The sequence below is a fragment of the Streptomyces sp. NPDC054794 genome, assembly GCF_053611585.1.
The window spans coordinates 75,452-94,264 of record NZ_JBSHAQ010000040.1; the positions used below are offsets into that span (position 1 = coordinate 75,452).

Sequence of the window (18,813 nt, forward strand, 5' to 3'; positions counted from 1 at the left end):
GCGCCCCTGTTCACGGGCACTCGCCGCCTGGCCCGTTCGGTGCTCGGGCCGTTGTGCTTACAAGGGTTGCGCGTCTCACCGAAAATTGAACTTGCGTTTCACAGAGTGAGACGCGAGTATCGTTGCATGGACAACAGTAGCGGCGTCGGCGTTCTGGACAAGGCGGCCCTCGTCCTGAGCGCTCTGGAGTCCGGTCCGGCCACCCTCGCGGGACTGGTCGGGGCCACCGGACTGGCAAGACCCACGGCTCACCGCCTTGCCGTGGCTTTGGAACACCACCGCATGGTGGCGCGCGACATGCAGGGCCGTTTCATTCTCGGCCCCCGGCTCGCCGAGCTGGCCGCGGCGGCGGGCGAGGACCGTCTGCTGGCCACGGCGGGCCCCGTGCTCACGCACCTGCGTGACATCACCGGCGAGAGCGCGCAGCTCTACCGACGCCAGGGTGACATGCGCATCTGCGTGGCCGCGGCGGAACGCCTGTCCGGCCTGCGGGACACCGTCCCGGTCGGTTCGACCCTCACGATGAAGGCGGGCTCGTCCGCGCAGATCCTGATGGCCTGGGAGGAGCCGGAGCGCCTGCACCGGGGCCTGCAGGGCGCCCGCTTCACGGCGACGGCCCTGTCGGGTGTACGGCGGCGCGGCTGGGCCCAGTCCATCGGCGAGCGGGAGCCGGGCGTCGCGTCCGTCTCCGCGCCGGTACGCGGCCCCTCCAACCGCGTGGTGGCCGCCGTGTCCGTCTCCGGTCCGATCGAGCGCCTGACCCGCCACCCAGGCCGTATGCACGCGCAGGCGGTCATCGACGCCGCCGCGCGCCTGTCCGAGGCCCTGCGCCGCTCCGGCTGACCACCGGATCAGGGACGCTCCCGGGGAAGGCCGGCCTCAACGCCGCGGCAGGCCCTCCCCGGTCCCCCGTCCCCCTTGCCGGTCGGGCTCGCCGACCGACATGCCGACTCGGCCCGTCAACCCGTCTTCTCACCGGCCGCGGCCGAGCGGTGCGCGAAGCGGTCCTTGGCATAGCGCCCCCGCGTCTCGACCGGGACCTGACCGTGCGCCGCCGCGAGACCGAAGGCCGGCATGTCGGCGTAGATCGACTCGTGCGACCCCTCGGGCACGACGTACGTCTCGTGCCACAGCCCGACGTGCCCGCGCATCTTTCCCGCCCGCTCCTTGCGGTTGATGATCGCCCACGCCCGGTGGTGGAACATGTCGGGCGAGTGCGCGTACGCGTAGAGCTTCTCCTTGGACTCCCAGTACTGGACGACGTAGTACGTCCGCGGCGAGGCCGTCAGCAGTACGTGCCCCAGCAGCCCCCGCTCGGCGTCCCGTCCGAGCTCCTTCAGCATGCGGAGCATCGACACCATGACCGGCACCCACTGGTGCACCGCCCAGAAGTGGTTGACGCGCATGCCGATCAGGAGCACCACGGCGTCCCCGTCCACCGCGGCGGTGGTGCGCCCGGGCACCGGCTTCACGACCATCACGAGCCTCCGGATCCCCTATCGGATAGCGGCACTATCCTTCTCGGCGGTGCTTGGATAGTGGCACTTACCAAGGAAGGGCGCAAGACATGCGGCTTGGCGAGCTGAGTCGGCGCAGCGGTGTGTCCACCGCGACGATCAAGTACTACCTGCGCGAAGGGCTGTTGCCGGCGGGCCGCCAGGTCAACACCACGACGGCCGAGTACGACGAGGAGCACCTGCGCCGGCTGCGCCTGGTGCGGGCGATGATCCAGGTCGGCCGGGTGCCGGTGGCCACGGTGCGCGAGGTGCTGAAGCACGTCGACGACGAGTCGCTCGGCCGGACGATCCGGATGGGGGCCGCCCTGTGGGCACTGCCCCAGGTGAGCGAGCCGGACGAGGAGGACGAGTACGTCCGGGCCGCGCACCAAGAAGTGGGCGAACTGCTGCGGACGCTGGGCTGGGCGAACGCGCAGGCCCTGGTCACCCTCTCCCCCGCGTACCGCTCGCTGGTGGTGGCGGTGGCCGCGCTCCGGCGGCTCGGCTACGACTGGGAGTCCGAACGGCTGGTCGCGTACGCGCAGTTGATGCACCGGGCGGCCGTGCTCGACCTGGACTTCGTGGAGACGCATCCGTCCGAGGCCGAGAAGGTGGAGACGGCCGTGCTCGGGGCGATCCTCGCCGAACCGCTGCTCCAGGCGCTGCACCGGCTGGCCCAGGAGGAGGAGTCCGCACGGCGCTACGGCTTCGAGTAGCCCCCGGCCTCCGGTCCCCGGACAAGCCGAAGGCCCTCCGCCGAAGCGGAGGGCCTTCGTTCTGTACCCCCGACCGGATTCGAACCGGCGCTACCGCCTTGAGAGGGCGGCGTGCTAGGCCGCTACACAACGGGGGCGAGGATCACGCGTTTCCGCGGATCCGAGCTGGTCTACCTGGACTCGAACCAAGACTAACTGAACCAGAATCAGTCGTGCTGCCAATTACACCATAGACCAATGTGGTTTAGACCAGCAGTACCCCCGACCGGATTCGAACCGGCGCTACCGCCTTGAGAGGGCGGCGTGCTAGGCCGCTACACAACGGGGGCCCTAGCGATCCTGCATCGAGGTCAGCGGGAGCTACCCTGACTGTCCTCGCGGGAAGGATCTGTACCCCCGACCGGATTCGAACCGGCGCTACTGCCTTGAGAGGGCAGCGTGCTAGGCCGCTACACAACGGGGGCTTGCGGATGTGATCCGCTGGTTGCAGATGAGCTCTGCGAGCTGGCCTACCTGGACTCGAACCAAGACTAACTGAACCAGAATCAGTCGTGCTGCCAATTACACCATAGGCCACTGGAACGCAAGCCCCTGAGGGGATCTTGTTCTAGTTTGCTCCCCCGGTTTCCGGCCTCTCGGCCCGCTCCCCGGCGGCGCAGGAAGAACATTACCTGAAGGTGGACGGGGCTCCAAAACGGGTATCCGCGCCAAGGATCGCGGGGAGTTCGGCGAGCGAGGCGATCCGGTGCCGGCCGGTGGGCCCATCACCGCTGGTGTAAGCGCCGTCACGGTCGATCCAGACCGACAGCAGACCCGCCTCGGCGGCGCCGCGCCCGTCGATCTCCGGATGGTCGCCGACGTACGCCACCTGATGCGGGGCGAGCTGCAGGGCGTCGCAGGCGGCGAGGAACGCCTCGGCCTCGGGCTTGGAGACGCCCAGTTCGGCCGCGCACAGGATGGCCTCGAAGCGGTCGTGCACGCCGAGGACGCGCAGCTTGCGGTCCTGGACGGTGAGACTGGAATTGGACAGCACCGCGTGCCGGTGGCTGCGGGCGAGGAGGTCGAGGACGGGCAGGACGTCCGGGAACAGGGCCCAGGCCGCCTCGTAGTGACCGATGTATCGCCCGAACCAGGCGTCGGCCTCGTCGTCGGTCAGCTCCGCGCCCAGGAACACCCGTACGCGGTCGCGCCGCTGACCCTCGAACGTCGCCTCCCCCGCCGAGAACCGGGCCCACTGCTGATCGGTGATCTCCCGCCAACGCAGAAGGGCCTGCTCCGGGGTGTCGTACCCGTGGAGCAGGCCCTCGGCCGCCAGATGGGAGCGCATGCCCTCGCGGTCCGCGGTCGTGTAGTCGAAGAGGGTGTCGTCCACGTCCCAGACCACGGCATGAATGCTCATGCTCCGACCGTACCCTCCTCGACGCGCGGTCAGCCCAGGGTCATCGAGCGGACAGCGTCAGCGCCGGACCCTCGGCATCCCTCGGGCGGGCGGTGAGCTTCCAGGCGGAGGTGCCGGTCAGCCTGGGCCGGCGGCGAGGCCGGGTGACGGGTCGGTGGATGCGCGAAGGGCGGCGCCCGAACCGGACGCCGCCCTCCTGTGTGAGCGCTATGCGGCGAGCTTCGCCAGCGCCGCGTCGATGCGGGCCAGCGTCTTCTCCTTGCCCAGGATCTCCAGGGACTCGAAGAGGGGCAGGCCGACCGTGCGGCCGGTGACGGCCACCCGGACCGGGGCCTGGGCCTTGCCCAGCTTGAGGCCGTGCGCCTCGCCGGCGGCCAGGACGGCCTCCTTCAGGGACTCGGCGGAGTTCCAGTCGGCCGCGTCCAGCTGCTCGCGGGCCGTGCGCAGCAGGGCGTCCGAGCCCTCCTTCATGGCCTTCGTCCAGCTCGCCTCGTCGAAGACCGGCTCGGCCAGGAACAGGAAGTCGACGTTCTCGGTGATCTCGGAGAGGACCTTGAGGCGGGTCTGCGCGTGCGGCGCGACGGCCTGCCACTTCGTCTCGTCGAAGGCCTCCGGCGCCCAGGAGGCGAACGGGGCCGTCAGCCACGGCCGGCAGCGCTCCGTGAAGTCCTTCACGTCGAGCAGGCGGATGTGGTCGGCGTTGATCGCCTCGGCCTTCTTCAGGTCGAAGCGGGCCGGGTTGGGGTTCACGTCGGTGACGTCGAAGGCCGCGACCATCTCGTCGATCGAGAAGATGTCCTGGTCGGCCGAGAGCGACCAGCCGAGCAGCGACAGGTAGTTGAGCAGGCCCTCCGGCAGGAAGCCGCGCTCGCGGTAGAGGTTCAGCGACGACTGCGGGTCGCGCTTCGACAGCTTCTTGTTGCCCTCGCCCATCACGTACGGCAGGTGCCCGAAGGCCGGGATCTGCTGGGCGATGTCCAGCTCGATCAGCGCCTTGTACAGGGCGATCTGCCGCGGGGTGGAGGAGAGCAGGTCCTCGCCGCGCAGGACGTGGGTGATCTCCATCAGCGCGTCGTCGACCGGGTTCACCAGCGTGTACAGCGGGGCGCCGTTCGCGCGGACGATGCCGTAGTCCGGCACGTTCTCCGGGGTGAAGGTCAGCTCGCCGCGCACCAGGTCGGTGAAGGTGATCGTCTCGTCGGGCATCCGGAAGCGGACGATCGGGGTGCGGCCCTGGGCCTCGTACTGAGCGACCTGCTCGGCGCTCAGGTCGCGGCAGTGGCCGTCGTAGCCGGAGGGTTTGCCGGCGGCGCGGGCGGCCTCGCGGCGGGTGTCCAGCTCGTCCTGGGAGCAGTAGCAGCGGTAGGCGTGGCCGGCGTCGAGCAGCTTCTGGGCGACCTCCTTGTAGAGGTCCATGCGCTGCGACTGCCGGTACGGCGCGTGCGGGCCGCCGACCTCGGGGCCCTCGTCCCAGTCGAAGCCCAGCCAGCGCATCGCGTCGAGCAGCTGGGCGTACGACTCCTCGGAGTCGCGGGCCGCGTCGGTGTCCTCGATACGGAAGACCAAAGTGCCCTGGTGGTGCCGGGCGAACGCCCAGTTGAACAGAGCGGTGCGGACCAGGCCCACATGGGGGTTACCGGTGGGCGAGGGGCAGAAACGTACGCGTACGGGGGAGCCGGATGCGCTAGCCACGCTTGACAACCTTGTTGGTGAGAGTGCCGATGCCTTCGATGGTGACGGCGACCTCGTCGCCGACGTGCAGGGGGCCGACCCCAGCCGGGGTGCCGGTGAGGATCACGTCGCCGGGAAGCAGCGTCATGGCCTCGGAGATGTTGACGATCAGGTCCTCGATGGAGTGGATCATCTCGCTCGTCCGGCCCAGCTGGCGCTGCTCGCCGTTGACCGTGAGCTGGATGGTCAGGTCGGACGCGGCGGCGAGGTCCAGGTCGGTCTCGACCCAGGGGCCGAGCGGGCAGGCGGTGTCGAAGCCCTTGGCCCGCGCCCACTGCTTCTCGCGTCGCTGCACGTCGCGGGCGGTGACGTCGTTGGCGCAGGTGTAGCCGAAGATCACGTCCTTGACGCGGTCCCGGGGGACCTCGCGGCACAGCCGGCCGATGACGACGGCCAGCTCGGCCTCGTGGTGCAGCTCCTCGGAGAAGGACGGGTACTGGATCTCGTCGCCGGGGCCGATCACCGAGGTGGACGGCTTGAAGAAGGCGAAGGGGGCGTCCGGGACCTCGTTGCCCAGCTCCTTCGCGTGCTCCGCGTAGTTGCGGCCGAAGGCCACGACCTTGTTGGGAAGCACCGGCGGGAGCAGCCTGACCTTGCTCAGCGGCACCTTCGTACCGGAGAGCTCGAAGTCGGCGAACGGAATGCCCTTGATGATGTCGAGGACGAGTTCGTCCTGCTTCTCGCCCTCGACCGCGCCGAAGGCGACGTTCCCGTCGATGGAGAACCTGGCGATGCGCACGGGATCCTTGCGCCCCTTACCTGAGAAACCGAGCCGGCTGGAGTCTGACGCTCCAGGCTAACGCGGCAAAGGGGCCGGGCCTCGCCCATATTCCCCGGGGCGCGGGCGCGGACGCCGAAAGGGCGCCCCTCCTGCGGGGGCGCCCCGGACTTCTGTCGCGGCCGCCTTGAGCATTCGGCGGCCGGCGGCCGTACTACTCGGCGACGGCGGCGGTCACCGGGACCTCTTCCAGGATGGTGCGCCTGGGGTTGGCGGTCTGGGCGGGCAGGTCGACGGAGTGCTCCGGCTGCTCCGGGGTCTGCAGGTCGTCGGCGCCGTCGAGGTGCGCCAGAGTCGTGCGACGCGGGTTGGCTATGGTGCGGAACATCATCGTCGTCTTCACGGTTGTCCTGGGCCCTGTCCTGTGTGGGTGCTGATTTACAAAGGCACGCGTCTTGTCAAGCGCCAGGCTAAACATTCAATGCGCCGCCGAAGACGCGAAGTGGCCGTGGTCGGCGTGTGAGTTTGCTCACGACCTCGCGGGCAAACCGGTCAATTCCGGCCCGCAACTCATGGCAACGAAACGGACATTGGCCCACTGAAGCCATCATTCCGCTCCTGATCATGGCGACTGGGACACCCGCCCAACTCCAGTAATTCACACGGATATGCCCGCTATGTACGAGATCAATTTCCACGTCTCGTAACGCGTCACTCACTCCCTGTCACTCAGGTCACAGCTCGGTCCACGGCCCTTGTTGGAGATCCGGCACTGTGCTGGAATTCCACGGACCGCCGCAGGATCGAGCCGGCGCACAGGGCGCTACCAGCGCCGGGTGGCGGCGAGGCAGGGGGAGTCCAGCGCCGGTCACTCACGACCACCCGGGGGGCGCATTCAGGGCGTCCCCCACAACGCCGACACCGTGTCCTTCCGTTCGCGCGGAGGGGTGCCTGGTCCAGAGGTTGCGACGCTAGTGCAGGGACGTTTCAAGAGGGATGGCAGTGCTTCGGCGGAGCCGGAGCCGCATGGCGGGACCGACCGCGGTTCCTCGCCCCAGCACGCCCAGAACCCGGGCCCGACCCAGTCCGCTGACGGCGGTGGGCGCCCCGGCGCGCCGACGCCGTCGGGCGCCCCGAAATCCATACCGCCGGTGAAGTCCACCAAGGGACCGACCGGCCCCGGACCGCGCATAGCCCTGCGCAACTGGCGCATCTCCACGCGTCTGGTGTCGCTGCTCGCGCTCCCCGTGGTCGCGGCCACCTCGCTGGGTGCGCTGCGCATCAGCGACTCCATGGACGACATCCAGCAGCTCGACAACATGAAGCTGCTGACGGACATGACCAAGCAGGCCACCGAACTGGCCGCCGCGCTCCAGGAGGAGCGCGACCAGTCCGCCGGTCCGCTGGCGCACGGCCTGAAGGCGACCGACTACACGGTCAAGGGCTACCAGGACAAGACGGACCGCGCGAAGGAGAACTTCCTCAACGCGTCCGAGGAGATCGACGCGGCGAGCAAGGCGGGCCAGCTCCAGGGCGTCCGTGACAGCCTCGTCGGTCTGGCCGGACAGCTGGACCAGCTGGCCAAGATCCGCCGGTCGGCCTACCAGTCCAAGAACAACTCGACGCAGACGGTCGAGGCTTACCACCGCCTGATCACCCAGCTGATCGACCTCTCGCAGGACATGGCGGAGGCGTCCAGCAACCCGGAGATGATCCAGCGCACCCGCGCCCTGGCGGCGTTCTCCACCGCCAAGGAGTACGCGTCCGTGCAGCGCGCCGTCGTCGCCGCGGCCCTGCCCGACAACAACACCGAGGCCGGCCGCATCTCGGAGAACGACCGGCTCTACGCCCAGTCGGCGCTGTCCAGCGAGAACTCCGAAGTCACCATCTTCCGGAAGATCTACTCCGGCAACGCCGCCGAGCTCCTCAAGCCGATCGACGAGGGCAACCCGACGATCGAGTCCGCGGACACCTACGCCAAGCGTGCCCTCGGCGGCTCGGAGGGCCTCAAGGACCAGCCCAAGCGCTCCTACCGCGACTGGGTGGACGACAGCTCGACCAAGATCGAGCAGATGAAGAAGATCGAGCACACGCTGCTCGAGGACATGGAGCAGAAGGCCCGCGAGCTGCGTAACGCCACCGAGCGCGACGCGATCATCTCCGGTGTCCTGATCCTCATCGTCCTCGGCGTGTCGCTCGTCGGCGCCTTCGTCGTGGCCCGCTCCATGATCCGCTCGCTGCGCCGTCTGCAGGAGACCGCCACCAAGGTCGCCCAGGACCGTCTGCCCGAGCTGGTCAAGCAGCTCTCCGAGTCCGACCCGCAGGACGTCGACACGTCCGTGGAGTCGGTCGGTGTGCACTCCCGGGACGAGATCGGCCAGGTGGCCGCGGCCTTCGACGACGTGCACCGCGAGGCGGTCCGCCTCGCCGCCGAGCAGGCCCTTCTGCGGGGCAACGTCAACGCGATGTTCACCAACCTCTCGCGCCGCTCCCAGGGTCTTATCCAGCGCCAGCTCTCGCTCATCTCCGAGCTGGAGTCCCGCGAGGCCGACCCGGACCAGCTGTCCTCGTTGTTCAAGCTCGACCACCTCGCGACCCGCATGCGCCGTAACGGCGAAAACCTCCTCGTCCTCGCCGGTGAAGAGCCCGGTCGCCGCTGGACCCGCCCGGTCCCGCTGGTCGACGTGCTCCGCGCCGCCGCGTCCGAGGTGGAGCAGTACGAGCGCATCGAGCTGGCCTCCGTGCCGACCACCGAAGTGGCCGGCCGCGTGGTCAACGACCTCGTGCACCTCCTCGCCGAGCTGCTCGAGAACGCGACCTCGTTCTCCTCGCCGCAGACCAAGGTCAAGGTCACCGGTCACGCGCTGCCCGACGGCCGCGTGCTGATCGAGATCCACGACACCGGTATCGGCCTCTCCCCCGAGGACCTCGCGGCGATCAACGAGCGGCTCGCCTCGCCGCCCACCGTGGACGTCTCGGTGTCCCGCCGAATGGGTCTGTTCGTGGTCGGTCGTCTGTCGCAGCGTCACGGCATCCGCATCCAGCTGCGCCCGTCCGACTCCGGTGGTACGACCGCGCTGGTCATGCTGCCCGTCGACGTCGCCCAGGGCGGCAAGAAGCCGGCCGCGGGCAAGCCCGGCGCCCCCGCGTCCTCCGGCGGTCCGGCCGTCGCGCAGGCAGCGGCCGGTGCGGCCGCGGCCCGTCGGGGCGGCGGCCAGGGCGGCGGCGCGCTCGGCGCGGGTGCCGCGGGCGGGGCTCTCGGTGCCGGTGCGGGCGGCGGACGTCCGGGCCTCGGCTCGAACCCGCGTGGCCAGGTCGGCTCCGCCCAGGGCGCGCGTGCCGCGCTTCCGGGCGCCGGTCAGAACGGCCGTCCGGGTGCCCCGGGCGCGGCCCGTGGCCCGCAGGGTCCGTCGGCTCCCCAGCAGAACCGCTCGGCTCCGGCCGGTGCCGGCGCCGGTACCTTCGGCGGACAGACGCCGGGTGCCGCGCAGAACCCGCAGCAGGACATGTTCGGCGGCCGCGGCGCGGCCCCGCAGCGTCCGGGCAATGCCGCGGACCAGGGCCGTCAGCTGCCGCCGCGCGGCGGTGCGCGGGCCGAGCTGCCCGGCGCGGGCGCGTCGGCCGCGGGCTGGGGCAACGAGACCGGACAGCTCTCCCACGCCTCGCTGGACACCCCGCGCGGCCACGACGAGCAGGACCCCTCGCAGACCGCGCGCATGCCGCGCGTGGACGACCGCCAGGGCCCCGGCTCGACGTCCGAGATCCCCCGGATCGACGCCGCCCAGGGTCCCTCCGCCACCGGCGAGTTCCCCCGCCCGGACTTCAACGGCGGTGCCCAGAACACCGGTCAGTACCCCGCGGCACCGGCCTACGACCCCGGTTCCACCGGCCAGTACGCCCGCCCCGGTGCGAACGGCCAGCAGGGCAACAACGCGTACGTCCGCTCCGACATCTTCGGTGCGCCGGGCGGACAGCAGGACGGCTCCTCCACGGGCCAGTTCGCGGCCCCGCAGGCGTACGACTCCGGCTCCACCGGGCAGCACTCCTTGCCCGGACGTCACAACCCCGCGCCGAACAACGCCCAGAACACGGGTCAGTTCGAGCGGCCGCAGGTGGGCGGTGGACAGGGCGGCGACTTCGGCGCCCAGCGTCCGCAGGCCCCGCAGCAGCGTCCGGCCCGCCACGAGCCGGAGGCCCTGCCGCCGGCCAGCAGTCCCGGTGACGGCCGTACGCCGCTGTACGACACCCTGGAGACCAACTGGTTCCGTGGCGGCCAGGGGCAGCAGCAGAGCAACGGCTCGGCTCCCGCCCCGGCCCCGCAGCAGCCGCAGGCTCCCGCGCCCGCCGCCGCTTCCGCGGCCCCCCAGCGTCCCGTGACCAGCTCCTGGCGCAGCTCGCCGAACGACGAACTCGTCCGGCAGGCAGAGCGTGTACGGCAGCCGGCCGCGGGCGGCGTCACCACCTCCGGCCTGCCGCGCCGGGTGCCCAGGGCGAACCTCGTCCCGGGTACGGCTCAGCAGCAACAGCACCAAACCGGTCCGCAGGTCTCGCGTGCGCCCGATGACGTACGCGGCCGGCTGACCAATCTCCGTCGGGGAATCGCGCAGGGTCGGCAGGCCAATACCGGCCAGACCGGCAGCTACCCGAACCCCACTCACCAGCAGGAGCGTTAGTTGAGCCAGATGAGCCAGGCGGCACAGAATCTCAACTGGTTGATCACCAACTTCGTGGACAACACCCCCGGGGTGTCCCACACCGTCGTCGTGTCCGCCGACGGTCTCCTTCTGGCGATGTCGGAAGGCTTCCCGCGCGACCGCGCCGACCAGCTCGCGGCGGTCGCGTCCGGGCTCACCTCGCTGACGGCCGGGGCCTCCCGGATCTTCGAGGGCGGCAACGTGGCGCAGACGGTCGTCGAGATGGAACGAGGTTTTCTCTTCCTCATGTCCGTCTCGGACGGCTCGTCGCTGGCCGTCCTGGCCCACCCGGAGTGCGACATCGGCCTCGTCGGCTACGAGATGGCGCTGCTGGTCGACCGCGCGGGCGCGGTACTCACGCCCGACCTGCGCGCCGAGCTCCAAGGAAGTCTGCTTCACTGATCGGCCCCGGCAACACCCACCTCACCAAATCACCGTCCGGCCGACACAATCCCCCCACCGGCCCCGACAGACGGCCCGACTGACCGAGCACTTGCTGTCCCGCCCGGAGGATTCATGACCCCGCCCACCGCCTCTCATGATCCGTACGCGGAGCCGTACGGGGATGAGGGCGACCAGCCGCTGGTACGTCCGTATGCGATGACCGGTGGCCGGACCCGGCCGCGCTACCAGCTCGCCATCGAGGCACTGATCAGCACCACGGCCGACCCGGCAGCGCTCATGGGACTGCTCCCGGAGCACCAGCGCATCTGCCACCTGTGCCGCGAGGTGAAGTCCGTGGCCGAGGTGTCGGCGCTGCTCGCCATGCCGCTCGGTGTGGCCCGGATCCTGGTTGCCGACCTCGCAGAGGCCGGCCTGGTCGCCATCCACCAGCCGGGTGGCGACGAGAACAACGGCGGCGCTCCGGACGTGACGCTGCTCGAAAGGGTGCTCAGTGGACTTCGCAAGCTCTGACGGAGGCCGGGCCACCACCTCCGCGAAGATCGTGGTGGCGGGCGGCTTCGGCGTCGGCAAGACCACGTTCGTCGGCGCCGTCTCCGAGATCAACCCGCTGCGCACGGAGGCCGTGATGACGTCCGCGAGCGCGGGCATCGACGACCTCACCCACACCGGGGACAAGACGACCACCACGGTCGCCATGGACTTCGGCCGTATCACCCTGGACCAGGACCTGATCCTGTACCTCTTCGGTACGCCCGGTCAGGACCGGTTCTGGTTCATGTGGGACGACCTCGTGCGCGGTGCCATCGGCGCGGTGGTGCTCGTGGACACCCGGCGCCTGGCCGACTGCTTCCCCGCGGTCGACTACTTCGAGAACTCGGGTCTGCCGTTCGTGGTCGCGCTCAACGGCTTCGACGGGCAGCAGCCCTACCAGCCGGAAGAGGTGCGTGAGGCGCTGCAGATCGGGCCGGACACCCCGATCATCACGACGGACGCGCGGCACCGCTCCGATGCCAAGAGCGCGCTGATCACGCTGGTCGAGCACGCCCTCATGGCACGGCTGAGGTAGCACTCAAGTCGGGAGTGCCGTACGGCAGTTGTCGTAAGTACACCGGAGCCGGCTGTGGCCTTTGACACGGTCGGCTCCGGTGTTCATAACGTTTCGGCAGAGGAATCCGGTGGTATCGCCACGCGTCGCGGTCAAGCGGTATCGCTGCGTCCACAAACGCCCCGTCTTTTGACGGGGCTCGCTCTTTATGACCGATTTATCTAGGGCTTACATCACAGGGAATCGACCCTTTCCACTGTTTGGAAGTGCGCAGGTCCACGTGCTGGAATGCCTGAACTGCCCAATAGTCAAAGACGTACTCACCAGTGGTCTGTGACACACCGGGCTCTGAGAGACTGCGGCACGACGTAGGTGCCCGCCGCCGAGAGGTTGTTGGTCGAGTGAGGCGAAGCAAGAACGGTCCCGAGCCGTCGGCGCGGGGCAACTTCACCCCGCCGCCGCGCGCTGCGGCGCCCACCCCTGTGCCCGGCTCGGAGCCGGCGGCCGCTCCCGCGAAGAGCGGTGGCCGCTTCTCCCCCCGCAACTGGCGGGTGCCGACCAGGCTGAACGCGATCCTGCTCATACCCGTGATGGTCGGCCTCGTCATGGGCGGCTTCCAGGTGAAGAGCTCGATCGACACCTGGCAGGAGGCCCAGGACGCGGAGAACACCGCGCGCCTGGTGCGTGCCGCCCTCGGCTACGCCGACGCGCTCTACGTCGAGCGTGACGTCAGCGCCGCCCCGCTGCTGCAGGGCAAGGGCCAGGACGACGCGACCGTCGTCGCGATCCGCAAGAAGACCGACGAGGCCGCCGACGCCTTCGACCAGGCCGCGCAGAACATGCCGCAGAAGGCGGGCCTGCAGCGCCGCCTGAAGCAGTTCCGGGAGAGCGAGCCGAAGCTCCAGGACCTGCGCGCGATCGCCTTCGGCAAGAAGGTGACCGGCGTCCAGACCGAAGAGGGTTACGTCGACATCGCCCACCCCCTGATGGAGTTCGCCAACGAACTCGGTCTGGGCACCGGCAACATCACCTCCTACGGCCGTACCGTCTACGCCATCTCGCTGACCAAGGCCGCCCTGTCCCTGGAGCGCTCGATCGGCATGCACCTGCTGATCAAGCCCGGCCCGGACGCCCCGAACCTGGCGACCCAGCGGGTCTCCCTCTCCTCGTACGCCTACCTGGAGCGGATCGCCGTCGAGGAGTACAAGGGCGGTGGCACCGACGCCGACACGGTGAAGCTGAACACGGCCGAGACGAAGGTCAGGTCCGACGGCGCGGCGATGGCCGAGGCGGCCAAGGGCAAGGACCCGAACTACGTGCCGCCGCCGGCCGACCCGACCAAGATGATCTCGGCCCTGGCGACCCTGAGCGACACCAGCACCACCACCCGCGCCGGGCTCGCCACCAAGGGCATCACCGCGCAGAACTGGTGGGCGTTCAACACGCTCAAGTTCAACGCCTACCACCAGATCGAGTTCGATCTCGCGGACAAGGCCGTGAACGAGGCCTCCGACATCGCCGACAACGCCAAGACCTCGGCGTTCATCACCGGTGCCGTGGTCGTGGTCGCCCTGCTCGCCGCGTTCATCCTGGCCGGTCTGGTGGCCCGCCAGATGAGCCGCTCGATGCGCCAGCTGCGCAACGCCGCCTTCGGCATCGCCGAGCAGCGTCTGCCGATGCTGGTCGACCAGCTCTCGCGCACCGACCCCGGCCGCGTCGACACCCGCGTGGCGCCCATCCCGATCACCTCCACGGACGAGATCGGCGAGGTCGCCCGGGCCTTCGACCAGGTCCACCGCGAGGCCGTCCGGCTCGCCGCCGAGCAGGCCCTGCTGCGGGGCAACATCAACGCGATCTTCACCAACCTCTCGCGCCGCAACCAGTCGCTGATCGAGGGCCAGCTGACCCTGATCACCGACCTGGAGAACAACGAGGCCGACCCGGACCAGCTGGAGAACCTCTTCCGCCTGGACCACCTCGCGACCCGTATGCGCCGCAACGGCGAGAACCTCCTCGTCCTCGCGGGCGAGGAGCCCGGCCGCCGCTGGGACCAGCCGGTCCCGCTGGTCGACGTCCTGCGCGCCGCCTCCTCCGAGGTGGAGCAGTACGAGCGCATCGAGCTGTCCGGCGTTCCGGAGGCCGAGATCCACGGCCGCGCGGTCACCGACCTCGTGCACCTGCTGGCCGAGCTGCTGGAGAACGCCACGACGTTCTCCTCCCCGCAGACCAAGGTTCGCGTCACCGCCACCCGTCTCCCCGACGGTCGGGTCATGATCGAGATCCACGACAAGGGCATCGGCCTGACCGCCGAGGACTTCGCGGACATCAACCACAAGCTGGCCAACCCGCCGACGGTGGACGCCGCGATCTCCCAGCGCATGGGCCTGTTCGTGGTCGGCCGGCTGTCCGACCGGCACGGCATCCGCGTTCAGCTGCGCCCCTCGGGCGAGCAGGCCGGCACGACCTCCCTGGTCATGCTGCCGGACGCGATCACGCACGGTGGCGGTGGCGAACAGTCGCTGAACCGCGAGGAGTTCACGGTCTCCCAGATCATCCCGGAGCAGCAGTTCCAGGGTGAGAGCTTCAACCAGCTCCCGCAGGCGCCGATGCGCACTGCGGCCGAGCTCGGCTTCGACGACAGCCGTTACACCGAGGTTCCCGACGACATCCGCGATCTTGACCCGGTGGGCCGCTCGCTGATGCGTGAGGAGCGCCGCGCGGCCCTTGAGGCCCAGTCGCACGGCCAGCAGCCCGGTCCGGAGGGCGGCGAGGGTCCTGCCTACGCCGACGACTTCGACGCCCCGCAGGGGTACGACACAAGCGGTACGGGCTACCAGGAGCAGCCGACGGGCTACGCACCGCAGCCGCCGTACGAGGAGCAGCTGCACACGTCGTACGACGAGCGGCAGCAGCCCGCGTACGACGAGCAGTACTTCGCGCCGAACGGCGGCCTGCCGCAGCGCGACGCCTACGCCCCGAACGGCGGCTACCCCGAGCCCGGGTATGCGGAGTCGGCCCAGGAGGAGTCCGCGGCCGCCCGCGGCGCCGCGTCCGACGGCTTCCCGGCGTACGAGGAGCAGTCCTACCAGGACGACTGGCCGCAGCAGGGCGGCTACCAGAACGGCTACCCGGGCCAGTACGCTCCGGAAGCGGAATCGGCGCAGGCCGGTGACGTGAATGAGCAGGACCGCGTAGGCTTCGACCGTCCGGGATCGGCCTCCAACGCCGCTCACCAGCTGACCGACGCAGGGCTGCCGCGCCGTGGATCCATCGCGGGCGGTACGAACGGGTCGAACGGCTCGAACGGCGCGGCGCGGGTGCGCCAGGACGTGCCGGCCTCCGCACCGCAGAACAACGGTGACAGCGGCTGGCGTTCGGCGAACGACGAGCGGTGGCAGCAGGCCTCCCAGCTCCGGAAGCCGAAGGCCGGCGGTGTCACCTCCTCCGGTCTGCCGCGGCGGGTACCCAAGGCCAACCTGGTCGAGGGAGCCGCCGAGACCACCCCCCAGGGAGGCCCCCAGGTCTCCCGCGCCCCGGAGGACGTCCGGGGCAGGCTGAGCAACCTGCGTCGAGGTGTCCAGCGCGGACGCAACGCAGGCAGTGAAACGAACGGCCAGGGCTTCGGTCCTGACAGCACCTACAACCAGGAGCGTTAGTGTGAGCCCGATGAGCCAGGCGGCACAGAACCTGAACTGGTTGATCACCAACTTCGTGGACAACACCCCGGGGGTGTCCCACACGGTGGTGGTCTCCGCCGACGGACTCCTTCTGGCGATGTCCGAAGGCTTCCCCCGCGACCGCGCCGACCAGCTCGCGGCCGTCGCCTCCGGTCTGACGTCTCTGACGGCAGGCGCCTCCCGGATCTTCGAGGGTGGCAGCGTGAATCAGACGGTTGTGGAGATGGAGCGGGGATTCCTGTTCCTCATGTCCATTTCCGACGGTTCGTCACTGGCCGTCCTGGCCCACCCCGAGGCGGACATCGGCCTCATCGGGTACGAAATGGCACTCCTGGTCGACCGCGCAGGCACGGTTCTTACCCCGGACCTGCGCGCCGAACTCCAGGGAAGCCTTCTCAACTGACAATCAGACGGTGCGTTTTCGCGTCCCGGGGCCGTAAGGTTTCGGGACGCGGCTCCACAGGGATGGGTGCCCGGCACGGTCGGAGGAGGAGAGAAAGTGGCAACACCCCCAGGCGGTTCTCATACGGGCAACTGGTCGTACGGCCCTGCCCAGGGCCAGAACGACGGTTCCGCGAACCGGTACAACTTCCCCTCCGCCCCGAGCCACCGGCAGCCGTACGCGCCGCAGGGTCCCGGCCCGTCGCCGTACGACCAGCCGCCGGCACCGCGCATTCAGCCGGTGCAGCCGCAGCGTCGTCCCGAGCCGGCGCCCGCCGGGGCGTCGAACAACCCCTTGGTGCGTCCGTACGCCATGACCGGCGGCCGGACCCGCCCGCGGTACCAGCTCGCCATCGAGGCGCTGGTGCACACCACCGCGCAGCCGCACCAGATGCAGGGCCAACTGCCCGAGCATCAGCGGATCTGCAACCTCTGCCGGGAGATCAAGTCGGTGGCCGAAGTCTCGGCCCTGCTGTCGATCCCACTCGGCGTGGCCAGGATCCTCGTCGCCGACTTGGCGGAGGCGGGCCTGGTCGCCATCCATCAGCCCGGCGGCGACGAGAACGCCGGCGGCCAGCCAGACGTGACACTGCTCGAAAGGGTGCTCAGTGGACTTCGCAAGCTCTAGCGGCGGTCCTTCCCGCTCCACCACCTCCGCGAAGATCGTGGTGGCGGGCGGCTTCGGCGTGGGCAAGACCACGTTCGTCGGCGCCGTCTCGGAGATCAACCCGCTGCGCACAGAGGCCGTCATGACGTCCGCGTCGGCCGGTATCGACGACCTCACCCACACCGGGGACAAGACGACCACCACGGTCGCCATGGACTTCGGCCGTATCACCCTGGACCAGGACCTGATCCTGTACCTCTTCGGTACGCCCGGTCAGGACCGGTTCTGGTTCATGTGGGACGACCTCGTGCGCGGTGCCATCGGCGCCATCGTCCTGGTCGACACCCGCCGTCTCGCCGACTGCTTCCCGGCGGTCGACTACTTCGAGAACAGCGGGCTGCCGTTCGTCATCGCCCTCAACGGCTTCGACGGCAACCAGCCGTACCAGCCGGACGAGGTGCGCGAGGCCCTGCAGATCGGCCCCGACACCCCGATCATCACGACGGACGCCCGCCACCGCGCGGACGCCAAGTCGGCGCTCATCACACTCGTGGAGCACGCGCTCATGGCGCGCCTGCGGTAGCGGGACCCGTACGCACGGAAAGGGGCGCCCTCCGCTGGAGGGTGCCCCTTTCCACGTCCCACGGCATTGCGCGTCGGGCAGCGCATGCGGAAGGGCCCCTCTCTTCCCGAGAGGGGCCCTTCTTCGTCGTACGGGCTCAGTGCCAGCTGTGCGGAGCGCGGAAGCCCGGCTCACGCTCCAGGCGGCGCCAGCCGGCCTTGGCGCGGCCACGGTGCGTCGCCGTGGGCGCGGAGCCGCGGGCGGCGGCACGGGCCAGGAGGATCGCGGTGATGGCGGCGACCTCCTCGGGCTCGGCGTGGCCCTTCTCGACGCGGATGTCAGCGTTGTCCATGGGTGTCAGTCTCCGTGAGAGAGGTTTCCGCAGGGTTACTGCGGGGGGTTGCCGTGCTTGCGGGACGGCAGGTCTGCGTGCTTGGTGTGCAGCATCGCCAGGGACTTGACGAGCACCTCGCGGGTTTCGGCCGGGTCGATGACGTCGTCGACCAGACCGCGCTCCGCCGCGTAGTACGGGTGCATGAGCTCGGCCTTGTACTCCTTGACCATCCTGTGCCGCATCGCCTCGGGGTCCTCGGCATCGGCGATCTGGCGGCGGAAGATGACGTTGGCCGCGCCCTCGGCGCCCATCACGGCGATCTCGTTGGTCGGCCAGGCGTAGGTCAGGTCGGCGCCGATGGACTGGCTGTCCATCACGATGTACGCGCCGCCGTACGCCTTGCGCAGGATGAGCGAGATCCTCGGAACCGTCGCGTTGCAGTAGGCGTACAGCAGCTTCGCGCCGTGTCGGATGATCCCGCCGTGCTCCTGGTCGACACCGGGGAGGAATCCGGGAACGTCCAGGAAAGTGATGATCGGAATGTTGAAAGCGTCGCACATCTGGACAAAGCGCGCAGCTTTTTCGCTCGCCTCGATGTCCAGCACACCGGCCAGCACCTGGGGCTGGTTGGCGATGATGCCGACGACCTGGCCGTCGAGCCGGGCGAGGGCGCAGATGATGTTGCGGGCCCAGCGCTCGTGGACCTCCAGGTAGTCGCCGTCGTCGACGATCTCCTCGATGACCTTGGCCATGTCGTACGGCCGGTTGCCGTCCGCCGGCACCAGGTCCAGCAGGACGTCGCTGCGGCGGTCGACCGGGTCGGAGGACTCCGCCCGGGGCGGGTTCTCGCGGTTGTTCTGCGGCAGCATCGACAACAGGTAGCGCACCTCGGCGATGCAGGTCTCTTCGTCGTCGTACGCGAAGTGGCAGACACCGCTCGTCTCGGCGTGCACGTCGGCGCCGCCCAGCCCGTTCTGCGAGATCTCCT

The 18,813-nt window shown here is 69.7% G+C and carries 17 protein-coding genes and 5 tRNA genes; 10 read left to right on the forward strand and 12 right to left on the reverse strand.

The annotated features are described in order from the left end of the window. Nucleotides 1–126 precede the first annotated feature (126 nt). A complete protein-coding gene (gene ndgR / locus ACWGKT_RS33605) occupies nucleotides 127–843 on the forward strand; it encodes an IclR family transcriptional regulator NdgR (RefSeq protein WP_123973900.1) in 717 nt (238 codons plus the stop codon). A gap of 116 nt (nucleotides 844–959) precedes the next feature. Here the strand turns inward: ndgR and ACWGKT_RS33610 are convergent, their stop codons facing one another. Then, nucleotides 960–1,478 carry a DUF4188 domain-containing protein gene (locus ACWGKT_RS33610; protein WP_453276610.1) on the reverse strand — a complete coding sequence of 173 codons (519 nt, stop codon included), beginning with the start codon at nucleotides 1,476–1,478 and terminating at the stop codon, nucleotides 960–962. An 89-nt stretch (nucleotides 1,479–1,567) separates the two neighbouring features. Here ACWGKT_RS33610 and ACWGKT_RS33615 point away from each other — a divergent pair, with 89 nt between their 5' ends. After that, nucleotides 1,568–2,212 carry a MerR family transcriptional regulator gene (locus ACWGKT_RS33615; RefSeq protein WP_235454565.1) on the forward strand — a complete coding sequence of 215 codons (645 nt, stop codon included), beginning with the start codon at nucleotides 1,568–1,570 and terminating at the stop codon, nucleotides 2,210–2,212. A 64-nt stretch (nucleotides 2,213–2,276) separates the two neighbouring features. Here ACWGKT_RS33615 and ACWGKT_RS33620 read toward each other — a convergent pair. The 9 genes from ACWGKT_RS33620 to ACWGKT_RS33660 form a co-directional block, all read right to left on the reverse strand. Beyond that, nucleotides 2,277–2,349: transfer RNA gene (locus ACWGKT_RS33620), tRNA-Glu, on the reverse strand. Between the two features lie 28 nt (nucleotides 2,350–2,377). After that, nucleotides 2,378–2,449, reverse strand: a tRNA-Gln gene (locus ACWGKT_RS33625). Between the two features lie 19 nt (nucleotides 2,450–2,468). After that, nucleotides 2,469–2,541 (reverse strand) — tRNA-Glu (locus tag ACWGKT_RS33630). Between the two features lie 62 nt (nucleotides 2,542–2,603). Next, nucleotides 2,604–2,676, reverse strand: a tRNA-Glu gene (locus ACWGKT_RS33635). A gap of 40 nt (nucleotides 2,677–2,716) precedes the next feature. After that, nucleotides 2,717–2,788, reverse strand: a tRNA-Gln gene (locus tag ACWGKT_RS33640). Between the two features lie 91 nt (nucleotides 2,789–2,879). Next, complete coding sequence (locus ACWGKT_RS33645) at nucleotides 2,880–3,611, reverse strand: HAD family hydrolase (protein WP_356146923.1); 732 nt, start codon at nucleotides 3,609–3,611, stop codon at nucleotides 2,880–2,882. A 207-nt stretch (nucleotides 3,612–3,818) separates the two neighbouring features. Further along, on the reverse strand, nucleotides 3,819–5,303 hold the full coding sequence (gltX, locus tag ACWGKT_RS33650) for a glutamate--tRNA ligase (RefSeq protein ID WP_453276611.1): 1,485 nt from the start codon (nucleotides 5,301–5,303) through the stop codon (nucleotides 3,819–3,821). Further along, entirely contained in the window at nucleotides 5,296–6,081 is a 786-nt protein-coding gene (locus tag ACWGKT_RS33655; RefSeq protein WP_356146915.1) for a fumarylacetoacetate hydrolase family protein, read from the reverse strand. The genes gltX and ACWGKT_RS33655 overlap by 8 nt, the downstream gene beginning before the upstream one ends. A gap of 193 nt (nucleotides 6,082–6,274) precedes the next feature. Beyond that, entirely contained in the window at nucleotides 6,275–6,463 is a 189-nt protein-coding gene (locus ACWGKT_RS33660; RefSeq protein WP_453276612.1) for a hypothetical protein, read from the reverse strand. A gap of 571 nt (nucleotides 6,464–7,034) precedes the next feature. Here ACWGKT_RS33660 and ACWGKT_RS33665 point away from each other — a divergent pair. From ACWGKT_RS33665 to ACWGKT_RS33700, 8 genes are all read left to right on the forward strand, one after another. Beyond that, the gene (locus ACWGKT_RS33665) at nucleotides 7,035–10,733 is read left to right on the forward strand and encodes a nitrate- and nitrite sensing domain-containing protein (RefSeq protein WP_453276613.1); all 3,699 of its coding nucleotides are present in this window, start codon (nucleotides 7,035–7,037) and stop codon (nucleotides 10,731–10,733) included. 9 nt (nucleotides 10,734–10,742) lie between these two features. Then, on the forward strand, nucleotides 10,743–11,156 hold the full coding sequence (locus ACWGKT_RS33670) for a roadblock/LC7 domain-containing protein (protein ID WP_003973453.1): 414 nt from the start codon (nucleotides 10,743–10,745) through the stop codon (nucleotides 11,154–11,156). 114 nt (nucleotides 11,157–11,270) lie between these two features. Continuing rightward, the gene (locus tag ACWGKT_RS33675; protein WP_019058642.1) at nucleotides 11,271–11,669 is read left to right on the forward strand and encodes a DUF742 domain-containing protein; all 399 of its coding nucleotides are present in this window, start codon (nucleotides 11,271–11,273) and stop codon (nucleotides 11,667–11,669) included. Further along, nucleotides 11,650–12,225: a GTP-binding protein gene (locus tag ACWGKT_RS33680; RefSeq protein WP_030793795.1), complete on the forward strand. Its 576-nt coding sequence runs from the start codon at nucleotides 11,650–11,652 to the stop codon at nucleotides 12,223–12,225. Before ACWGKT_RS33675 ends, ACWGKT_RS33680 begins: the two co-directional genes overlap by 20 nt. Nucleotides 12,226–12,605: 380 nt before the next feature. Further along, nucleotides 12,606–15,860: a nitrate- and nitrite sensing domain-containing protein gene (locus ACWGKT_RS33685; protein ID WP_453276614.1), complete on the forward strand. Its 3,255-nt coding sequence runs from the start codon at nucleotides 12,606–12,608 to the stop codon at nucleotides 15,858–15,860. Nucleotides 15,861–15,870: 10 nt separating this feature from the next. Beyond that, a complete protein-coding gene (locus ACWGKT_RS33690; RefSeq protein WP_030948713.1) occupies nucleotides 15,871–16,284 on the forward strand; it encodes a roadblock/LC7 domain-containing protein in 414 nt (137 codons plus the stop codon). A gap of 96 nt (nucleotides 16,285–16,380) precedes the next feature. Continuing rightward, nucleotides 16,381–16,950 (forward strand): DUF742 domain-containing protein, encoded by a 570-nt coding sequence (locus ACWGKT_RS33695; protein WP_356146905.1) that lies wholly within the window; start codon nucleotides 16,381–16,383, stop codon nucleotides 16,948–16,950. Beyond that, complete coding sequence (locus ACWGKT_RS33700) at nucleotides 16,931–17,512, forward strand: GTP-binding protein (RefSeq protein WP_071369867.1); 582 nt, start codon at nucleotides 16,931–16,933, stop codon at nucleotides 17,510–17,512. Before ACWGKT_RS33695 ends, ACWGKT_RS33700 begins: the two co-directional genes overlap by 20 nt. A 136-nt stretch (nucleotides 17,513–17,648) precedes the next feature. Here the strand turns inward: ACWGKT_RS33700 and ACWGKT_RS33705 are convergent, their stop codons facing one another. Both ACWGKT_RS33705 and ACWGKT_RS33710 read right to left on the reverse strand, forming a co-directional pair. Continuing rightward, on the reverse strand, nucleotides 17,649–17,843 hold the full coding sequence (locus ACWGKT_RS33705) for an acyl-CoA carboxylase subunit epsilon (protein WP_235454557.1): 195 nt from the start codon (nucleotides 17,841–17,843) through the stop codon (nucleotides 17,649–17,651). Between the two features lie 35 nt (nucleotides 17,844–17,878). After that, on the reverse strand, nucleotides 17,879–18,813 hold a 935-nt coding region (locus ACWGKT_RS33710; RefSeq protein ID WP_453276615.1), incomplete at its 5' end, for an acyl-CoA carboxylase subunit beta.